Origin of the sequence: Klebsiella sp. RCJ4 (assembly GCF_009025755.1) — a bacterium.
In the GTDB taxonomy this organism is placed as follows: Bacteria; Pseudomonadota; Gammaproteobacteria; order Enterobacterales; family Enterobacteriaceae; genus Klebsiella; species Klebsiella michiganensis.
On sequence record NZ_WCIN01000030.1, the window covers coordinates 1 to 19,385 of the forward strand.

14 protein-coding genes and 1 pseudogene are annotated in these 19,385 nt (G+C 59.6%); 4 read left to right on the forward strand and 11 right to left on the reverse strand.

The genetic code is table 11. The features are described 5' to 3' along the window. Together tssC and tssB are read right to left on the reverse strand one after the other, a co-directional pair. On the reverse strand, positions 1-1,520 hold a 1,520-nt coding region (tssC, locus tag F8562_RS10810; RefSeq protein ID WP_151891904.1), incomplete at its 3' end, for a type VI secretion system contractile sheath large subunit. Positions 1,521-1,560: 40 nt separating this feature from the next. Then, positions 1,561-2,052, reverse strand: a complete 492-nt coding sequence (gene tssB / locus F8562_RS10815) for a type VI secretion system contractile sheath small subunit (protein WP_014229069.1) — start codon at positions 2,050-2,052, stop codon at positions 1,561-1,563. Positions 2,053-2,912: 860 nt separating this feature from the next. Between tssB and F8562_RS10820 the strand changes: the two genes are divergently transcribed. Next, positions 2,913-3,995: a malate/lactate/ureidoglycolate dehydrogenase gene (locus F8562_RS10820; RefSeq protein ID WP_014229673.1), complete on the forward strand. Its 1,083-nt coding sequence runs from the start codon at positions 2,913-2,915 to the stop codon at positions 3,993-3,995. A 237-nt stretch (positions 3,996-4,232) separates the two neighbouring features. Then, positions 4,233-6,383, forward strand: coding sequence for a formate dehydrogenase subunit alpha (gene fdhF / locus F8562_RS10825; RefSeq protein WP_094909326.1), 2,151 nt, complete (start codon positions 4,233-4,235; stop codon positions 6,381-6,383). Positions 6,384-6,774: 391 nt separating this feature from the next. On the opposite strand, the gene F8562_RS10830 is transcribed toward fdhF, so the two are convergent. Further along, positions 6,775-7,926 carry a M20 aminoacylase family protein gene (locus F8562_RS10830; protein ID WP_151891906.1) on the reverse strand — a complete coding sequence of 384 codons (1,152 nt, stop codon included), beginning with the start codon at positions 7,924-7,926 and terminating at the stop codon, positions 6,775-6,777. A 282-nt stretch (positions 7,927-8,208) separates the two neighbouring features. Between F8562_RS10830 and F8562_RS10835 the strand changes: the two genes are divergently transcribed. Next, on the forward strand, positions 8,209-9,414 hold the full coding sequence (locus F8562_RS10835) for an MFS transporter (protein ID WP_004139588.1): 1,206 nt from the start codon (positions 8,209-8,211) through the stop codon (positions 9,412-9,414). 100 nt (positions 9,415-9,514) lie between these two features. Here the strand turns inward: F8562_RS10835 and F8562_RS10840 are convergent, their stop codons facing one another. The 8 genes and pseudogenes from F8562_RS10840 to F8562_RS10875 form a co-directional block, all read right to left on the reverse strand. After that, positions 9,515-10,237: an amino acid ABC transporter ATP-binding protein gene (locus tag F8562_RS10840; RefSeq protein ID WP_014838719.1), complete on the reverse strand. Its 723-nt coding sequence runs from the start codon at positions 10,235-10,237 to the stop codon at positions 9,515-9,517. After that, a complete protein-coding gene (locus F8562_RS10845; RefSeq protein WP_014838720.1) occupies positions 10,221-10,988 on the reverse strand; it encodes an amino acid ABC transporter permease in 768 nt (255 codons plus the stop codon). Before F8562_RS10845 ends, F8562_RS10840 begins: the two co-directional genes overlap by 17 nt. A gap of 65 nt (positions 10,989-11,053) precedes the next feature. Further along, complete coding sequence (locus F8562_RS10850) at positions 11,054-11,821, reverse strand: basic amino acid ABC transporter substrate-binding protein (protein ID WP_004851663.1); 768 nt, start codon at positions 11,819-11,821, stop codon at positions 11,054-11,056. A 95-nt stretch (positions 11,822-11,916) separates the two neighbouring features. Continuing rightward, complete coding sequence (locus F8562_RS10855; RefSeq protein WP_014838722.1) at positions 11,917-12,816, reverse strand: MurR/RpiR family transcriptional regulator; 900 nt, start codon at positions 12,814-12,816, stop codon at positions 11,917-11,919. Further along, positions 12,813-13,786 (reverse strand): annotated as a pseudogene (locus F8562_RS10860) (iron-siderophore ABC transporter substrate-binding protein); the annotation flags it as partial. The pseudogene F8562_RS10860 and the gene F8562_RS10855, both read right to left, overlap by 4 nt. Further along, the gene (locus F8562_RS10865) at positions 13,777-14,829 is read right to left on the reverse strand and encodes a FecCD family ABC transporter permease (protein ID WP_014838724.1); all 1,053 of its coding nucleotides are present in this window, start codon (positions 14,827-14,829) and stop codon (positions 13,777-13,779) included. The gene F8562_RS10865 and the pseudogene F8562_RS10860, both read right to left, overlap by 10 nt. Then, the gene (locus F8562_RS10870) at positions 14,826-15,851 is read right to left on the reverse strand and encodes a FecCD family ABC transporter permease (RefSeq protein WP_014838725.1); all 1,026 of its coding nucleotides are present in this window, start codon (positions 15,849-15,851) and stop codon (positions 14,826-14,828) included. Before F8562_RS10870 ends, F8562_RS10865 begins: the two co-directional genes overlap by 4 nt. After that, positions 15,848-16,669, reverse strand: a complete 822-nt coding sequence (locus F8562_RS10875; protein ID WP_014229681.1) for an ABC transporter ATP-binding protein — start codon at positions 16,667-16,669, stop codon at positions 15,848-15,850. The genes F8562_RS10870 and F8562_RS10875 overlap by 4 nt, the downstream gene beginning before the upstream one ends. Positions 16,670-17,175: 506 nt before the next feature. On the opposite strand from F8562_RS10875, the gene F8562_RS10880 reads away from it, so the two are divergent. After that, entirely contained in the window at positions 17,176-19,248 is a 2,073-nt protein-coding gene (locus F8562_RS10880; protein WP_089046452.1) for a TonB-dependent siderophore receptor, read from the forward strand. Positions 19,249-19,385 lie beyond the last annotated feature (137 nt).

The window sequence follows — 19,385 nt, forward strand, 5'->3', positions numbered from 1 at the left end:
GGCATCTGAGAAACCAGAGACAGGTTCACGTCCATCCCTTCCACCTGGAAGTGCGGCACCGCGTACAGCTTCACCCGGAAGAAGCCCGGATTGTCCTCGATATCTTCCACCACCACCTTCGCGTCGCGCAGCGGGTGTGAGGCCTGCAGCTCGTCGCCCGGGTCGGTCATCTCCGTCACCAGACCGCGCACCCAGGTGTTGAGCTCCAGCTCCAGCAGGCGGCGATCCTTGGTGGTGCCGATGTTTTCACGCTGAACGAGCTTCAGGTAGTGCGCAATGCGCGACAGCAGGAAGATATACGGCAGGCGCGCATTGATGCGGCTGTTGGCGGTGGCGTCGGCGGTGTCGTACAGCGCCGGCTTCTGGGCGGAGTTGGCCGAGAAGAAGCAGGCATAGTCGCGGTTTTTGTAGTACGACAGCGGGATAAAGCCGAGGCTGGCGAACTCAAACTCGCGGGTTTCCGGGATCATCACCTCCGACGGGATCTTCACCTGGTTGCCTGTGCCCAGATCGTAGAGGTGGATCGGCAGATCTTTCACCGCTCCGCCCGCCTGCGGGCCACGGATCTGCACGCACCAGCCGTTATTAATAAAGCTTTTCACCATGTTGGACGCGAAAGAGAACGAGGCGCTGGTCCACAGGTATTTCTCATGGTCCGGGCCTTTCACCTGCTCGACGTAGTTGAAGCTGCGCACCGGCACGGTGTCCGGACCATACGGCAGGCGGCCCAGCACGCGCGGCATCACCAGGCCGATATAGCGCGCGTCGTCGGTGTCGCGAAAGGATTTCCATTTGATGTACTCGGCGCGGTCGAAGTAGTTGCCGATATCCTTGATGGCGGCAACCTCTTCCATGGACTCTTTCAGAAAGAAGGCCGGGCCGACGGCACCGATAAACGGCATATGGGCCGCGGCGGAGACGCCGGAGATGTTGCGCATCAGCGCCACGTCCTGCGGGCTGGCGTCGAACTCATACGCGGAGATCACCGAGCCAATCGGCTCGCCGCCCGGGGTGTCGTACTCGGCGGTGTAGGTGTGCCAGTAGAGACCGCTCTGAATCAGCTCCGGCGCGTCTTCGAAGTCCTGGCGCAGATCGTCTTTGGAGACATCCAGAATTTCGGTTTTGACGTTCTGGCGGTAGTCGGTGCTGTCCACCAGCTGCTTCAGGCCGCGCCACAGGGATTCCACCTTCTGGAACTCAGGATGGTGCATCACCGCGTCCAGCTGGCGGCTGATTTGATAGTCCAGTTCAGCGATATGGTGGTCAATCAGGGTCTTGTCGAGCTTCTCCACGGTCTTTCCGGACTGACGGATGCAGTCCATAAACACCTGCATCGCCGCCGTCAGTCGTTCGCCCGCCGGGGCGTCGGACAGCGCGGCATCATCCAGAAAGTCGTTAATATCGCCCAGGCGGGAAGCCGGGGTCAGGTTGATTTTGTCAAACAGGGAGGCGTAAACGCTCTCTTTTTCCAGTACAGCGGTCTGCCCCTGCGCGGGGGCGGTTTCAGTATTTACAGACATCAGCATATTCCCGGTTAATCCATTAAATAACGCACGCCGTTTATTTCGGGGCCAGCGCGCTCATTTCGTCGCGTAATTCCTGCGTCAGTGCCGGGTCTTTCAGGATTTTCTCAAGCTCTTTTCTGAAAGTGGCGTTATCAAGGAGGTTGGATTTGAGGTCGCGTAATAAATTCCGCATCGCCAGCATGGCGCGGAGCTGGGGGATCTGGCGGGCCACCTGCTCCGGTTCGAAATCTTTCATATCGGCGAAGCGGAGCTGAATATTTTCTTCGGCGCTATCGCCGGCCAGCGTGTTCTGTACCGTGAGGCTGATTTCCGGGCTGAATTCCGAAAGTACGCTGTTGAAGTTATTTTTATTGACGTTGATTTTTGCTCTTTCCGATAATGGCCGGTCTTCTTTGCCATTACTGAAATCACCGATGGTGAGGAGTTTCAGCGGCAGCTCGACTTTCTTCTGCGCGCCTCCTGTGTGCAGAGCCAGCTTTAAATTAATGCGTGCCTTGGGCACCTCATTCTGGAACGTATCAGCCATAGCAGTCCCTTCCCGTGAGGAATAATGTGTTAAAGATAACGGTGTGTGAAGACCCGGATATAGTAGAGCAAAGCGCCAAAAAATATCAACCTGCCGGTTGCAAAGTCCATTATGAGACTTTCCTCAGGCATCTTAAGGAAAATGTAAAAATGAAACGCATGAGACAAACAAAGCTGGTATGTAATAACAACTCTTTTCTTACAATAAAGGCAGGATGTATACCTGACAGAGGAATGTGAATTAAATTCATATCTGAACAGGCAGCGTTGATTGATGCAAATCAATATGTAACGCAAATACTGGTCGTTCCGGATGCTGAAACGCGCGCGAACAGGGGCGTAAGAAATAAATTATTATTTACTCTTCAAAGGACATGAAAAACTCCAGTACCGGGCGTTAATATGGTTATAATTAATGGCTGACAGGATTAATATAAAACTTACAAATAATACGTTTCAGATATCCGGTATCGATGGTTAAACCGGACAACGTATAGATTCGCGCTGAGCGAAAAAGAAATAGCGGCATTTCATTCAGCGGATATATTAAAACACAACTTACAATAATGCCTCTCACTCATATCATGCCCTATAACCTTCCTTGCGCCCTCCCCGTGGACAGAGAGAGACAGCGTCTTTCTACGGTGAGCCATCCCAGACAAGTCGCCAGAGAGAACATTCAGCGTTAATGATCCCTCACATCATAACCAGACTGCCCGGCCTCAACGCTGCACTTTTCCCCTCAGCCCTTCTCTTTACCGCCACAGATTCAAAACCTTGATCTTCTCCGTGGCTCAGCGCAGCATGGAAATGCAAACACACTAAAACAAGAATTCGCAACCCAATCACAGGAGAGAATCAGTGCAAACAGGACATCGCTTCCAGGCCACGGATCTGCATCAATTTGTTAAAACCCTTTTCACCCATATGGGAAGCTCCCTCACCGAAGCATCGCTTATCGCCGACCACCTGATTGCCGCTAACCTGGCCGGGCACGATTCCCACGGCGTCGGCATGATCCCAAGCTACGTACGCTCCCACGCGCAGGGTTATCTCCAGCTCAATCGCCACGCCAGCGTGATGAAGGACGCGGGCGCGGTGGTCACGCTGGACGGCAACGGCGGCTTCGGCCAGGTGGTGGCCCATGAAGCCATGCAGATCGGCATTAAGAAAGCCAGAGAGCACGGTATGGCCGCCGTGGCGCTGCGCAATGCGCACCATATTGGCCGCATCGGCTACTGGGCGGAACAGTGCGCGGCCGACGGAATGATCTCTATCCATTTCGTTAACGTCGTTGGCAACGTGATGGTCGCCCCGTTCCGTGGGAAAGACAGCCGCTTCGGTACTAACCCGCTGTGCGTGGTGTTCCCGCGCGCCGGCCATCCGCCGCTGCTGCTGGATTACGCCACCAGCGCCATCGCCTTCGGTAAAACCCGCGTCGCCTGGCATAAAGGCGTCCCGGTACCGGCGGGGTCGCTGATCGACGCTCACGGCGTCCCCACTACCGACCCGGCGGTGATGCAGACGTCGCCGCTGGGGGCGCTGCTGACCTTTGCCGAACATAAAGGCTACGCGCTGGCGACGCTGTGCGAAATTATCGGCGGCGCGGTATCCGGCGGTAAAACCTCGCATCAGGAGACGCTGCAGGGCAGCGTGGACGCTATCTTCAACTGCATGACCACCATTATTCTCAGCCCGGAAGCGTTCGATGCGCCGGATATGCAGCGCGAGACCGAAGCGTTTATCGACTGGTGTAAACGGTCGCCGCACGACCCGGACGCGCCGATTCTGGCCCCGGGCGAGTGGGAAGAGGCTAACCGCCAGCAGCGTCTGGCGCAGGGGATACCGCTGGACGCCGGCAGCTGGCAGGCGATTTGCGCCGCCGCCGAAGAAGTCGGTTTACCCGCCGACACCCTCGCGCAGCTGCGCCAGAAGCTGGCCTGATTTTTCCCCGATGACGCCCGAACGGGCGTCATGTCATCGTCATTAGTGTCGACATCACCGCCGCCTCGCCCTGCATGATCAATTATTCTATACAAATTCAATAAGTTAAGTTTTGGCACAGCGTATGCATAACGCTCCCGTCATTTGCCGGTGCGCTGGCTCATGACGCCCTGACAAAGGCGGGCCGGGCCCGGCCTGTCCATTGTTGTTTATTCTCTGTTAACAGGTCTGTTACTGATGAAAAAAATCACGAGCGTTTGCCCTTATTGCGGGGCCGGTTGCAAACTTAAGCTGGTCGTCGAAAACAATAAAATTCTCCGTGCCGAAGCCGCCGATGGCGTCACCAACCAAAATCAGCTGTGCCTGAAAGGCTATTACGGCTGGGATTTCCTCAACGACACCCAGCTACTGACGCCGCGTCTGCAGCAGCCGATGATTCGCTATCAGAAAGGCGATAAGTTCACCCCGGTCAGCTGGGAGGAAGCTATCCGCTATACGGCGAAAAAACTGCGTGAAATAAAGGAGAAGCACGGCCCGCGCGCCATTATGACGACCGGTTCATCGCGCGGTACCGGGAATGAAACCAACTATGTGATACAGAAATTCGCCCGCGGCGTGCTCCACACCAACAACGTCGACTGCTGCGCCCGCGTCTGCCACGGCCCGTCGGTAGCCGGGCTTCAGCTGGCGCTCGGTAACGGCGCGATGAGCAACTCGATTAGCGATATCGAAAACTCGAAATGCCTGCTGGTCTTTGGCTATAACTGCGCCGACTCCCACCCTATCGTCGCCCGCCGGGTGATTAAAGCTCGCGAAAACGGGGCGAAAATCATCGTCTGCGACCCGCGCCGTATCGAAACCGCCCGCATCGCCGATCGCCATCTGCAGCTCAATAACGGCCGCAATATGGCGCTGGTCAACGCCTTCGCCCACGTGCTGCTGGAAGAGGATCTGTATAACCACGACTACGTCGACCGCTTTACCGAGGGGCTGGACGCCTATCGCGAAACGGTGAAAGACTATTCCCCTGAAGCCGTCGAAGGGATCGTCGGCGTGCCGGCCGCTGAAATTCGCCAGGCGATGCGCATGTTTGCCGCCGCGCCTTCCGCCACCATTATGTGGGGCATGGGAGTCACCCAGTTCGGCCAGGCGGTGGACGTCGTCAGAGGGCTGGCGAGCCTGGCGCTGTTAACCGGTAACCTCGGACGCGCCAACGTCGGCGTGGGGCCGGTACGCGGACAAAACAACGTCCAGGGTGCCTGCGATATGGGCGTCCTGCCGAATATGTTCCCCGGCTACCAGGACGTCACCGACGCCAGCGTTCGCGATAAGTTTGCCAAAGCATGGGGCGTTAACCCGGCTGTCATGGACGACCAGGTCGGCACCCGGATCACCGAAGTGCCGCACAAAGCGCTGGCCGGCGAAATTAAAGCCTACTACATCATGGGTGAAGATCCCCTGCAAACCGAAGCCGATTTAGGCCTGGTGCGTAAGGGGATTGAGGCGCTCGATTTTGTGGTGGTGCAGGATATCTTTATGACCAAAACCGCCGAAATCGCCGATGTGCTGCTGCCCGCCACCTCCTGGGGCGAACACGGCGGCGTCTTTACCTGCGCCGACCGCGGCTTCCAGCGCTTCGAGCAGGCGATTATCGCCACCGGTAATGTTAAGCGCGACTGGGAAATCATCAGCCTGCTGGCCAGCGAAATGGGCTACCCGATGCATTACGATAACAACCAGCAGATCTGGGACGAAATGCGCGAGCTTTGTCCGCTGTTCTATGGCGTCACCTACGAGAAAATGGGCGATATGAACCACGTCCAGTGGCCGTGCCCGACGCTGGATCACCCCGGTACGCCATGGCTGTATAAAGATAACCTCTTCGATACGCCAACCGGCAAAGGCCAGCTGTTCGCCGCCCCGTGGCGCGCGCCTGCCGAGACGCCGGATGAAGCGTATCCGCTGGTGCTCTGTACCGTGCGCGAAGTCGGCCACTACTCGTGTCGTTCGATGACCGGCAACTGCGCGGCCCTGCAATCGCTTGCCGATGAGCCGGGCCGGGTGCAAATCAATCGCGCCGACGCGCAGCGCCTCGGTATCGCCGACCAGCAGCTGGTGTGGGTCAGCTCGCGGCGCGGTAAGGTGATTACCCGCGCCGATATCAGCGATCGCATTAACGAAGGCGCGGTGTATATGACCTATCAATGGTGGGTCGGCGCCTGTAATGAGCTAACGCAGGATAATCTCGACCCGATCTCGAAAACGCCGGAAACCAAATACTGCGCGGTGAAGGTGGAGGCTATCGCGGATCAGCGCTGGGCCGAGCAGTATGCCTGGACAAGCTATAGTGAGATGAAAGCGCGCCTGAAAGCGGCGGTGAACGTGTAAAACAACGCAGGGAGATGCGCGCGTCTCCCTCCATATCCACTTTTGCTCCCGGGGGCTGCGCTCAACGCGCCTTGCCCGGGCTACAGATTCACCGCCATCTGCGGATCGGTAGCCCGGACAGATGCGCAGCATCGCCTCCGGGAAATTCAGCTACTCTGCGCTCTGTTCCCGGGGGCGGCGCGCAACGCGCCTTGCCCGGGCTACAGGTTCAGTGCCGTCTGCGGGCCGGTAGCCCGGACAGATGCGCAGCATCGCCTCCGGGAAATTCAGCTACTCTGCGCTCTGTTCTCGGGGGCGGCGCGCAACGCGCCTTGCCCGGTCTACAGGTTCAGTGCCGTCTGCGGGCCGGTAGCCCGGACAGATGCGCAGCATCGCCTCCGGGATCGGTCTCTTACGCCAACAGTTTCTCCACCAGCGCCGTCCACAGCGCCACGCCGTGCGGGATCAGCGCATCGTTAAAATCATATCCGGCGTTATGCAGCGGCTTTGACGCCGTCTCGCCATCGGTACCAATCCAGAAATAGGCGCCCGGGCAGGCCTCCAGCATGCAGGCAAAATCTTCCGAGGCCATAGAGGGATTGCCGTTCCAGCTCACCGCCGATTCCCCCAGCAGCGCGGTCGCCACCTCGCGAACCTTTTGCGCTTCAGCCGGGTGGTTGGTGGTGACGGGATAACCGGGATACCAGGCGATTTTGCCTTCCACGTCTGATACCTGCGGCTGGGCGGCGACATAGCTTTCAATCAGCCCCCTGACCCGCTCACGCACCTGGTTATTCAGACAGCGAGAGGTTCCGCGCAGCACCACTTTATCCGGCAGCACGTTGATCGCCTCCCCGCCGGAAATCTGGGTAATGCTTACCACCGTGGATTCCTGCGGCGACAGGCGGCGCGACGGAATGGTTTGCAGCGCCATAATCAGCTGCGCCGCGGCGACAATCGGGTCCGCCCCGCGCTCCGGCATCGCCGCATGACAGCTCTTGCCGGTCAGGGTGATTTCAAACGCATCGAGAGAGGCCATCATCGCTCCGCTGCCGATCGCCACCTGGCCCAGCGGCATACCCGGCCAGTTGTGCAGCGCGTAAATGGCATCCATCGGGAAGCGCGAAAACAGCCCCTCTTCCACCATCTTACGCGCGCCGCCCAGGTTCTCCTCAGCGGGCTGGAAAACAAAGTGAACGGTACCGCGAAAGCGGCGGGTTTGCGCCAGATGCGCCGCTGCCGCCAGCAGCATCGCGCTATGGCCGTCGTGGCCGCAGGCGTGCATCACGCCCGGATTACGCGATTTATAGTCGACGTCGCTCTGCTCGGCGATCGGTAGCGCATCCATATCGGCCCGCAGGCCAATTACCGGACCCGGGCCGTTCTCCAGCGTCGCGACCACGCCGGTGCCCGCCAGACCGCTATGCACCTGAAGGCCAAATGAAGCGAGCAGTTCAGCGACCCGGCGGGAGGTTTCCTGTTCCTGATACCCCAGCTCAGGGCAAGCATGAAAATCACGTCGCCAGCGAATGGCCTCGGCGATCAGTGAAGGGGATACAGCCATGTCTTACTCCTTTCCTGCACAGCTTCAGCGCTGAACGAGTGTTTTATGCAATACGTTGGGGCTACAGGTAACCCGCTAGCCTATTGGTTATATCCTTTCGCCCGCTCGCTGACAACTGCCGCCAAACCCTGCGCCAACGCGCCTTTGCGCGCCATCCCGCCTGCACTGCGTTTTTTTGTAGTCATATCAACGGTGACATAAGGCGTGCGATTAATTATTATGCAGCTATACTGGCGTTTTGCCGAATAATTCACTCTACAGACCTCCTTAACCGGAAATAAAATGTTCAACCCAGAGCAGAATCGTCTTGCCCCCACGCTGGCGATGATCATGGCGGCTTCATTAGTGGGATTTATCACCGGATACACGGTACCCTTAATCAGTCTGGAGCTGGCGCAGCAGCAGATTGATACCGTTTACGTCGGCCTGCTGGCCGCGCTACCGCCAGCGGGGATGATGATCTCCTCCTTCCTCTCGCCCGCGCTGTGCCGGCGCTTCGAGATGGGGCTTCTGCTCTCCGTCAGCCTGGTGGCGCTGGCGGCGGCAACCATCGCCTCCTGCCTGTCGTTTGATATGGTTCATCTCCTGCTGCCGCGGCTGGTGACCGGCCTGGCGTCAGGGGTGATTATCGTCATTGGCGAAAGCTGGATCACCGGCGGCGCGGCGGGTAAAAATCGGGCAACCCTGACCGGCATTTATGCCTCCGCCTTTACCGGCTGTCAGCTCGCGGGACCGCTGCTGATCTCCGCCGGAGAAGCGTATCAATCATGGACTCTGCTGCTCGTCGGGCTGGTGACCCTCGCCTGTCTGCTGATGCTCCGCCATTTGCCCTCCGGCAGCCGTGAACGGCTGGCGGAACGCGCCAGCTGGCGCAGCCTCGGCGCCTTTTTGCCGGTACTGGCTTCCGGCGTATTCTGCTTCGCCTTTTTTGATGCCAGCATACTGGCGCTGCTGCCGCTTTACGGTATGGATAAAGGGCTGAGTGAAGTGACGGCGGTACTGCTGGTCACGGTGGTATTAACCGGCGATGCCGTATTCCAGGCGCCGCTGGGCTGGATTGCCGATCGCTTCGGTATCCGCCGCGTGCATCTGACCTGCGCGGTGGTCTTCTGCCTCGCCCTGCTGGCCTTACCGTTCCTGCTGGCGTCGCATATCCAGCTGATTGTCGGCTGTCTGCTTCTCGGCGCCGCGGCGGGGGCGCTCTATACCCTGTCGCTGGTCCGCGCCGGGAAGACCTTCTCCGGGCAGAAGCTGATTATGATCAACGCCCTGCTGGGATTCTTTTGGTCCGCGGGGAGCGTCGCCGGGCCGGTGGTCAGCGGATTGCTGATCAGCGTTGCGGGGTATGATGGTCTGCTGATGACGCTGTTTGTCAGCGGCGCGCTGTTCCTGCTGATTCAGTGCCTGGGTAAAAGCGAAAAAGCCCTGCTGGCGGACGAACGCGAGCGCGAAGAAGAGATGGATGATATTAGCGAGGCGGCGCAGTAACGCTTAAGGGCAGGCACGGTTCGGCAGAACGAAAGCGCCCTCATCGCCCGCGCAGGGTCTTCTCCCCGGCAGCGCAGTCGCGCGCCGGGGCCGGGAGCCATTACAGCACTTTACTCAAAAACGCGGCGGTGCGCGGGTTAGTCGGCGCGCCAAAGATCTGCGCCGGTTTCCCCTCTTCCTGAATAATGCCCTGGTCGATAAAGATAACCCGGTCGGCCACTTCGCGGGCAAAGCCCATCTCGTGGGTTACGATTACCATGGTCATCCCTTCACTGGCGAGGTTTTTCATCACCTCCAGCACGTCGCCCACCAGCTCAGGATCGAGCGCCGAAGTGGGCTCATCAAACAGCATAATCGACGGCTTCATCGCCAGCGCGCGCGCGATGGCCACCCGCTGCTGCTGCCCGCCGGAGAGGCTGGAGGGCCAGGCGTCGCGCTTGTCGCTCAGTCCGACTTTCGCCAGCAGCTCTTCCGCCAGACGCACCGCCTCCGCTCGCGCCATGCCGCGCAGGCTCATCGGGGCCATAATCAGGTTTTCCAGCACCGTTTTGTGCGGGAACAGATTAAAGCGCTGAAAGACCATGCCGACGCTTTCCCGCATCTTATTCAGATCGGTGGCGCGATCGTGGGCAGCGAAGCCGTTTACCTCAACCTCGCCTTCGCTGACGGTTTCCAGCGCGTTCATGCAGCGCAGAAAGGTGCTTTTCCCGGAACCGGAGGGGCCGATAATGCACACCACTTCCTGCGGCTTAATGTCGCAGCTGATGCCGCGCAGAACGTGGCTGTCGCCGAAGCGCTTGTGTAAATTACGAATGTGAATCACTTTTGCCAAACCTCTTTTCCAGACGGTTAACCAGCTGCGCCAGCAGGAAAGTAATAACCCAGTAAACCAGGGAGATGGTCAGGTAGGGTTCCCAGTAGGTGGCGTAGGCGCCGGAAACGGTGCGCGCGGCGTAGGCCAGGTCCGCCAGACCGATGGCCGACGCCAGCGAGGAATCTTTAACGATGGCGATAGCGTTGTTGCCCAGCGGCGGCAGAATGCGGCGAAACGCCTGCGGCAGGATCACCTGACGCATAGTTTTCCACCACGGCATTCCCAGCGCGCGGGAAGCTTCCATCTGCCCCTTATCGATCGACTGGATCCCGGCGCGGAAGATCTCCGACACGTAGGCCCCGGCATTCAGCGTAATCGCCACGATACAGGAGAGAAACGCGCCGTAGTTTGAGCGCAGCTCGCGAGCGAAATCAGCGCTCAACATGCCGCTGGTCACCAGCAGTCCGTCGCGGGGGTTGATAAACAGCGGCACCAGCGCGAAGTGCACCACCATAATTTGCACGAACAGCGGCGTACCGCGAAACGCGCTGACGTAAAAGCGCACCGGAAACTGCACCAGATAACGCAGAACGTATTTCCATACCCCGTGCTCGGCTTTCGCCATGCGCCCCAGCCCGAGGGTCAGCCCCCACAGGGTGCCGAGGATCACGCAGATAATGGTACATTTAATGGTCATCAGGGCACCGTCCATAAACAGCGGACCGTACTCCTCAATGATCTCCCAACGGAATCCCGTCATAGCCCTTCCCTAAAAAATACGGCTATCGCCAGAGTCGATAGCCGTGATGAAAATAAAAATGCGAATTATTGCGCTGGCAGCGTCGGGACGTTCTCGTCGAACCAGGTTTTATAGATTTTGGCGTAGGTGCCGTCAGCGATGATTTTCTGTAAACCGGCGTTGATCTTCGCCTGCAGCTCGCTGTTGCCTTTCGCCACCGCGATGCCGAAATACTGGCGCTCAAATTTGGCATCCGGCACCAGCTTGAACTGCTTCTCCGGGTGCTGCTTGATGTAGTATTTCACCACGCCGACGTCGCCGACCGCCGCGCTCACGCCGTCTTCAAACAGCTCCTGCAGCATCAGCGGAGTATTATCAAAACGCTTGATCGCGGTACTGTTCTTGCCCAGCACGTCGGAAACCACGATATCGCCAGTGCTGGAGTTCACCACGCCGACTTTCTCGTTTTTCAGCGCCTCAAGGGAGGAGACCTTTGAATCCGCCGGCACGACGATGGACTGCTCGGCCGGGAAATAAGGGGCGGAGAAATCCACCATCTGCTTACGCTTATCGGTGATGGTGATCCCGGAGATAATAATGTCGCGGTCGCCGGTGTTGAGGGTGGCGAAGATCCCTTCCCACGGCGTATTGACCAGTTTGATATCAAAGCCTTCCGCTTTGGCGATCGCTTTGATGATATCGATATCAAAACCTTCCAGCTGTTTCTGGCTGTTCTCGAACTCAAACGGGCGATAGGTTCCGCCGGATCCCACCACGTAAGTTTGCTGAGCCGCGTGGGCGGTGCCGATCATCGCCGCCACCAGGCAGCATGCTTTCATCCACTTCTTAACCATGACAACTCCGTTTTATGCATTAATTTTGCATAAAAATACACACTGTCAGCATGGCATGCAACCGGAAACCTTCCCGACGGTAAATTATCTGCCGTTTAGCTTCGTTTACCGCCGGATTTCCCGATGGCCCGATGCAATTCATTGATCCGCTTCATCGATTTCACCGTTTTTTGCGGCGCGGTGGAGGCGACCGACAGCACGATCATCTCCAGGCAAACCAGCACCGTCCCGTGCAGCGGCACCCGTCCATTATCGCCGCCGCGCGGCACCTCAATGACCACCTGCGCCTCCTGGCTAAAGCGGGAGTCCAGCGCCTGGGTGAGTAAAATCGTCGGGATCCCCAGACGGCGGGCCTCGCGCAGGGTCGTCATCCCCTCCCGGTGCGGCGACTTCTGCCCCATCATAATCAGCACGTCGCCGCGCTGCAGGCCGATCAGCTGCTCGGCGAGGCTAAACCCGGTGCGGTTCATTACGTACGAAGGCAGGCCGATGCGGCTCAGCAGCCTGGCGGTATACTCCGCCAGAATGCCCGAGGCGCCGATCCCAAAAATCCCCACCTGGCGCGCGTCGGTCAGCAGCGCCACCGCCTGGGCCACCGCGGCGCGGTTGTCGGGGCGCGCAAGCACTTCGCAGGCCCGCTGATGCCCTTCCAGCACGAAATCGATGCTCGAATTGACGTCGCTGGATAAGGCGCTCACCGTGGAGATCATTTTTTCCGACGAGGTCGCCGACGGGCCGAACCAGCGCTCCATGGTCTGCTTCAGTTCCCGCAGCCCGGCGAAGCCGAGCGCCTGGATGGCGCGCACCACCGTGGCGTCCGAGGTATTGGTCGCGGCGGCGATTTCCATGGCCGTGCGCTCCAGCACCGCTTCCCGGTTTTCGTTGATATAGCTCACCACCGCCAGCAGACGCGGCGACAGCTGATGCGCGCGGGCGCGAAAACGTTCGCCGAACAGGTCAACCCGCCCCTTCTCTCTTTTGACCACCGTTTTCATTTCAGCCCCTCGGGCAAAGGACGACCGGCAATGTGCGACTGTACCTGGGCGACCATCAGCGACAGCGCGGCGTAGGAGTTAGAGATAACCTCCTCGCGCGGCAGCAGAATATAGCGCCCGGTGCGGCAGGCGCGCATAAAGTCGCACCAGCCGGGCATCACGCCCTCCATCGCCTGCAGCTCATCCTGCGGCCTGCCGCCGGTATCGGAACGCCAGGTGGCAAATACGAAATCGGCATCCAGCGCCGGCAGCTGCTCGGCGCTGACGTCGATACGCTGGCCATCGGGGATGTTGTCAATCAGCGGCGGGAAGCGGAATCCGGCATCGCGCAGCACGCGTCCCAGCGCATGATAGGCGTGATGCACGGTAACCTTGCCGTTGTTGGCCTGAATCACCGAGACTACGATGTTTTGCGTATCCACCATCGCCTTTAGCTGGGCTATCTGCGCCTGATAGCGGCGTTCGAGGATTAAGAGCCGCGGCTGGGTGCCGGTGAGCTGCGCCAGCTTGCGGTAGATGCGCGGCGCGCTGCCCTGCAGGTGATCGATGCTGACCGTTGGCGCAATCTTCTCCAGCTGCTCCACCGAAACGTGGCGGCTGGGCTCGGTAATAATCAGGTCCGGTTTCGCGGCGGCCACCGCTTCGAGATCGATATCCGCCGTGCCGATAAACCGAATCGCGCTGTTATCGAAATCAACGCCGGTCAGCTGTGCGCTGGCGCGTAAAAAGTGGCTGCCGTCCGGACGCGTCCTCCCGTGGCTGGCCACCGGCGGGACGCCAAGCTCGATCAGCGGGATGGTGATATCCAGATCGTGCAGCGACACAATGCGCTGCGGGTGCAGCGGAACGGTCACCGTACGACCCAAATCATCGGTGAAGGTTTGCGTATCGGCGGCCGAGGCGACGCCCGCCAACAGCACCAGCAGAGAAACGAACCAACGCATAGCGATCCTTTTTGATTTACAGGGCGTCACGGCGACGCCAGAGCAGAACGATAAAAAACGGACAGCCGACCAGCGCAATCACGATCCCTGCAGGGATCTGCAGCGGCGCGAAAGCCAGTCGGCCAATTGTATCGGTGGCTAACACCAGCAGCGCGCCAACCAACGCGCTGCCGCAGAGCAGCGCCACCTGGCCGCCGCGCAGCAGAAACCGCGCCATATGCGGCGCCATCAGGCCAACGAAGCCGAGGCTTCCGACGCAGGAAACGCTGGCGGAGGTCAGCAGCACCGGCGCGAAAAAGCGCAGCAGGGTTAGCTGCTGCAGGCGTACGCCGAGACCAATGGCCGTGCAGTCGCCGAGCAGCGCCGCATCGGCGGCCCTGGCGGTCAAAAAAAGGATCAGCGCCCCGGGCAGCGCCCAGCAGAAGGCGACGGCCAACAGCGGCCAGGTCGCCGCGTGCAGGCTGCCCGCCAGCCAGATCATCGCCGTTTGAACATCGCGCACGTCGGCGGTGGTCATAAAAATGCCCACCGCCGCCGCTAGCGTCCACGACACGCCGATGCCGATGAGAATAAAGCGCGGGCGCGAACAGTCGCGGGCCAGCGCCAGAACCAGCAGTGCCACCAGCACGCCGCCGAGCATTCCCGCCAGCGGCCGCCAGACCAGGCCCACCGCCGGGAAGAACAGCACCAGCGCCAGAACGACAATACTGGCCCCCTCCTTCACCCCGATAAGCCCGGGATCCGCCAGACCGTTGCGGGTAATGCTCTGCATCGCCGCGCCGGCCAGACCGAGCATCGCCCCGCACAGCAGCGCCATAAACAGCCGCGGCAGGCGGATATCAAAGAGGATAAATCGCTGCTGATCGCCCACGTTATCCGCCCCCAGCAGCGCACGGAACAGGGTACCGGAGGGCATCGGGAAGCTGCCGCGGGTCAGGCTAAACAGCGCCAGCAGCAGGATGACGAGCAGCGCGACAGCGGCGATTTTTACCGCCGCAGGGCGCAGCAGAATGTGCCAGCGGCCGCAGGTCAGCGGCCGAAAGCCGGCGCGACGGACGGCGCTTTTCATTTAAAAAACCTCGCGGCGATAAAAATAAATACCGGCGCCCCCACCAGCGCGGTCATCGCGCCGGTTGCCAGCTCCTGGGGCGCAACCAGGGTACGAGCGGCGATATCCGCCAGCAGCAGCACCAGAGCGCCAACCGGAGCGGCCAGCGGCAGCGCCAGGCGAATATCTTCGCTAATCAGCCGGCGCACCGCGTGGGGGACCACCAGCCCGACAAAGCCGATCGGCCCGGCCACCGCCACCGCCGAGCCGCACAATAGCGCAATGGCGGTCAGCCCCAGCAGGCGGGTCTGAACAATCTTTACCCCCAGCCCCAGCGCGACCTTATCGCCCAGCGCCAGCACGTTAAGACGCGGCGCGATGACCAGCGCGATCGTCACTCCCGCCAGCGCCGGGAGCAGCGCAGCGCGCAGCGTTTGCCAGTTCAGCCCGGCAAGATCGCCCGCCAGCCAGGTGCGCATCGCCAGCAGCGTTTGTTCATCGAGGATCAGAATCGCCGCGGTGACCGCCGAGGCAAAGGCCGACAGCGCCACCCCGCACAGGGTAATGCGCAGCGGCGTGACGCCGCCCCGCCCGGACGACGACAGCAGCATCACGCCGCCAAACAGCAGCGCCGCGCCGCAGGCGGCGGTGAGCGGTCTGGCTAACGCCACGCCGCCGAGGCTGATTCCCAGCGCCGATGTCGCCACTACCGCCAGCGAAGCGCCGGCGTTAAGGCCGAGAATATGCGGCTCGCCCAGCGGGTTGCGGATCACGGTTTGCAGCAGCAGCCCCGCCACGCCGAGCGCCGCGCCGGTGAGCAGCGCCGCCGCGAGACGTACCAGGCGTAAATCGACAATAATTCGGTGGTCAAAATTGCGCGGATCGTAATGGAGCAGCGCCTGCAGCACCGTTTGCGGCGCAATCCAGCGCGCGCCGAGTCCGAGATGCACCAGCGAGCCGCCCAGCAGCAGCAGGCTCAGCAGTACCAGCGCCAGCCGGGGGCGGGATTGTCGGCGCGGCGGCAGCAGCGCGGAGGCGCTCATAACGCCTTCTCCTCACGGGCGCGGAACGGCATAAAAAAGGGCTTACCGGTCTGCGGGTTGAGCGACATCTGCACGTCCACGTCAAAGACGGTTTTGATCAGCTCCGGCGTACAGATTTCCTGTTCATTAATTACCCCGGCGATCGCGCCTTTTTTAAGAAACACCAGCAGGTCGGCGTAGTTCACCGCGAAGTTCAGGTCGTGCAGGACGGTGACCACCGTGCGGCCGTGATCGCGGGTTAAGGTTTGCAGCAGTTCAAGGATGTCGACCTGATAGCGCAGATCGAGCCAGGTGGTGGGCTCATCCAGCAGAATCGTCGCCGTTTGCTGGGCGAGAGCCATCGCGATCCAGCAGCGCTGGCGCTGGCCGCCGGAGAGGCTATCAACCGCCAGGTGGGCAAACTCTGCGGTACCGGTGAGCCGCAGCGCCTCTTCTACCGCCCGTTCATCGGCCTCGGACCATTGTCGCATCAGCCCCTGCCAGGGGTAGCGCCCGCGCGAAACCAGTTCAAAAACCGTCAGCCCTTCCGGGGTCAGCGGCGATTGCGGCAGAATGCCCAGCCGACGGGAAACCTCCCGGGTCGGCATCTGGTGAATCACCTCGCCGTCCAGGCGTACGCAGCCCCCCAGCGGCTTGAGCATCCGGGCGATAGTCGACAGCAGCGTCGATTTCCCCGAGCCGTTGGCGCCGGCCAGTACCGTCATTTTCCCGTGGGGGATGGTCAGATGAATATTGTCGACAATTAGCGTCTGGCCATATCCGGCCGACAGGGAATCAAGGACGATCCCCTGCTCTGCAGGCAACACCCGCTGTGGCATAACTCGCTCCTGCGCCGCAACGGCGTGGCGCCAGGCCCGCTCGTTCCGCACTCAAACAAAAATAAATCTCATTCTCTTTTGATCATGCGGTGGATGAATGTAGTAGTCAATACCCTATGACGGCGCCGGCCGCGCGGGTTTACTACCAAAACCTGCACAACATAAAACGACTTTAATAATCAATCAAAACAATAAGATATTACTTTTTCACCCAGCCCATTCCTCGCTAATCGATTGATTATTTGTTTCGTCAGTTTTTTATCTTACATAACGTTTACTACTACATGCCTTCATGATTGAATGATTCTCAATTACATATCTGGCGCGCGTTGCGGCGTAAAAAACAGCCAGGTTTATTTTTCAGGGCAATGATTTTATTGGCTTTACCTCTCCGCAAAGGCGAGGTTCGTTCACGAGACACAAAAATGATTCCACTCAATGTCCCTTATTCGGCATTAAAAGGGCGTGCGCTTTTTTCACTGATTTTTTTCACCTCACCGGGATTATTGGCAGCGGTTAATAGCGCCGATAAAACAAAGAAAACCGCTGACGAGACCATAACGGTCGTGGCCGACGGCACTCGGCAACGCGCTACCCAGGGATATCAGCCGGTCAATACCTCGACCGCCACGCTGACTACCATGCCGATGCTGGATATTCCGCAGGTGGTCAATACCGTCAGCGAGCAGGTGCTCGAGGATCAGCATGCGACGAACCTCGACGAAGCGCTGTATAACGTCGCCAACGTGGTACAAACCAATACCCTCGGCGGGACCCAGGACGCCTTCACCCGCCGCGGCTTCGGCGCTAACCGCGATGGTTCAATCATGACCAACGGCCTGCGCACCGTGCTGCCGCGCAGCTTCACCGCCGCCACCGAACGCGTCGAAGTGCTCAAAGGCCCGGCCTCAACGCTGTACGGTATTCTCGACCCCGGCGGATTAATCAACGTGGTGACCAAACGCCCGGAGCGCAGCTTCGGCGGCTCCGTCTCCGCCACCTCCACCAGCTTTGGCGGCGGTACCGGCCAGTTTGACGTCACCGGCCCCATCGACGGGACTCAGCTGGCGTATCGGGTAATTGGCGAATATCAGCATGAAGATTACTGGCGTAATTTCGGCAAAGAGAAGAGCAGCTTTATTAACCCCTCCCTGACCTGGTTCGGCGAGCGGGCGACGGTGAACGTCTCATATTCGCACCGTGACTACAGTACCCCATTCGATCGCGGCACCATCTTCGATCTGAACACCGGCCATGCGGTGAACGTCGATCGCAAAACGCGTTTTGATGAACCGTTTAATATTACCGACGGTTATTCCGATCTCGCGCAGCTGAATGCCGAATACCGTCTCAGCGACGCCTGGACCGCCCGCTTCGACTACAGCTACAGCCAGGATCATTACAACGACGATCAGGCCAGGGTAATGGCCTACGACTCGGCGACCGGCAACCTGACCCGCCGCGTCGATGCCACCCACGGTTCCACCCAGAAAATGCACACTATGCGGGCGGATTTACAGGGCAACGTGGTCATTGGCGGTTTCTACAACGAGATCCTCACCGGCCTGGCCTACGAGAATTACGATCTGCTGCGCACCGATATGATCCGCTGTAAGAACGTCAAGGGTTTCAATATCTATAATCCGGTCTACGGCACTGTTGGCAAATGCTCCAGCGTTTCGGCATCCGACAGCGACCAGCGTATTCAGCAGGAGAGCTACGCGGGCTACCTCCAGGACGCGCTCTATCTTACCGATAAGTGGATTGCCGTCGCCGGGGTGCGCTATCAGTATTACACCCAGTACGCCGGCAAGGGCCGCCCGTTTAACGTCAATACCGACAGCAGCGACCAGAAATGGACGCCGAAAGCGGGCCTGGTGTATAAGCTGACGCCGTCCGTCTCGCTGTTCGGTAACGTGGCGCAGTCGTTTATGCCGCAGTCCTCTATCGCCAGCTATATTGGCAATCTGCCGCCGGAAGAGTCGACGTCTTACGAGCTGGGCGCGAAGTTCGATCTGTTCAATGGCGTCACCGCCAATATCGCGCTGTTTGATATTGATAAGCGCAACGTCCTCTACACGGAATCCGTGGGCGATGAGACGGTGGCAAAAACCGCCGGTAAAGTGCGCTCCCGCGGCGTCGAAGTGGACGTGTCCGGGTCGCTGACCGATAACCTGAGCGTTATCGCCAGCTACGGCTATACCGATGCGAAGGTCACCGACGATCCGGATTACAAAGGCAAACCGCTGCCGAACGTGCCGAAACACACCGGTTCGCTGTTCCTGAGCTACGACATTCACAATGTCTACGACAGCAATACGCTGACGGTGGGGGGCGGCGGTCGCGCGGTGAGCAAACGTTCCGGCACCAACGGCGCGGATTATTATCTGCAGGGCTATGCGGTGGCGGATGTGTTTGCGGCCTATAAGATGAAGCTGCAATATCCGGTGACCCTGCAGGTTAACGTGAAGAACCTGTTCGATAAGACCTATTACACCTCCTCCATCGGCACCAATAACCTCGGCAACCAGATCGGCGATCCGCGGGAAGTACAGTTTACGGTGAAGATGGATTTTTAAGCCTCATCCCTGTCCCGGATCGCGGCGCCTTATCCGGGCTAGCACATTGTAGCCCGGGGGCGGCGCGGCCCTACCGCGCCGCCCCCGGGAATCCCCGCCGAACGGTCAGAATCAGCACGCCCCGGATAACGCCTTGC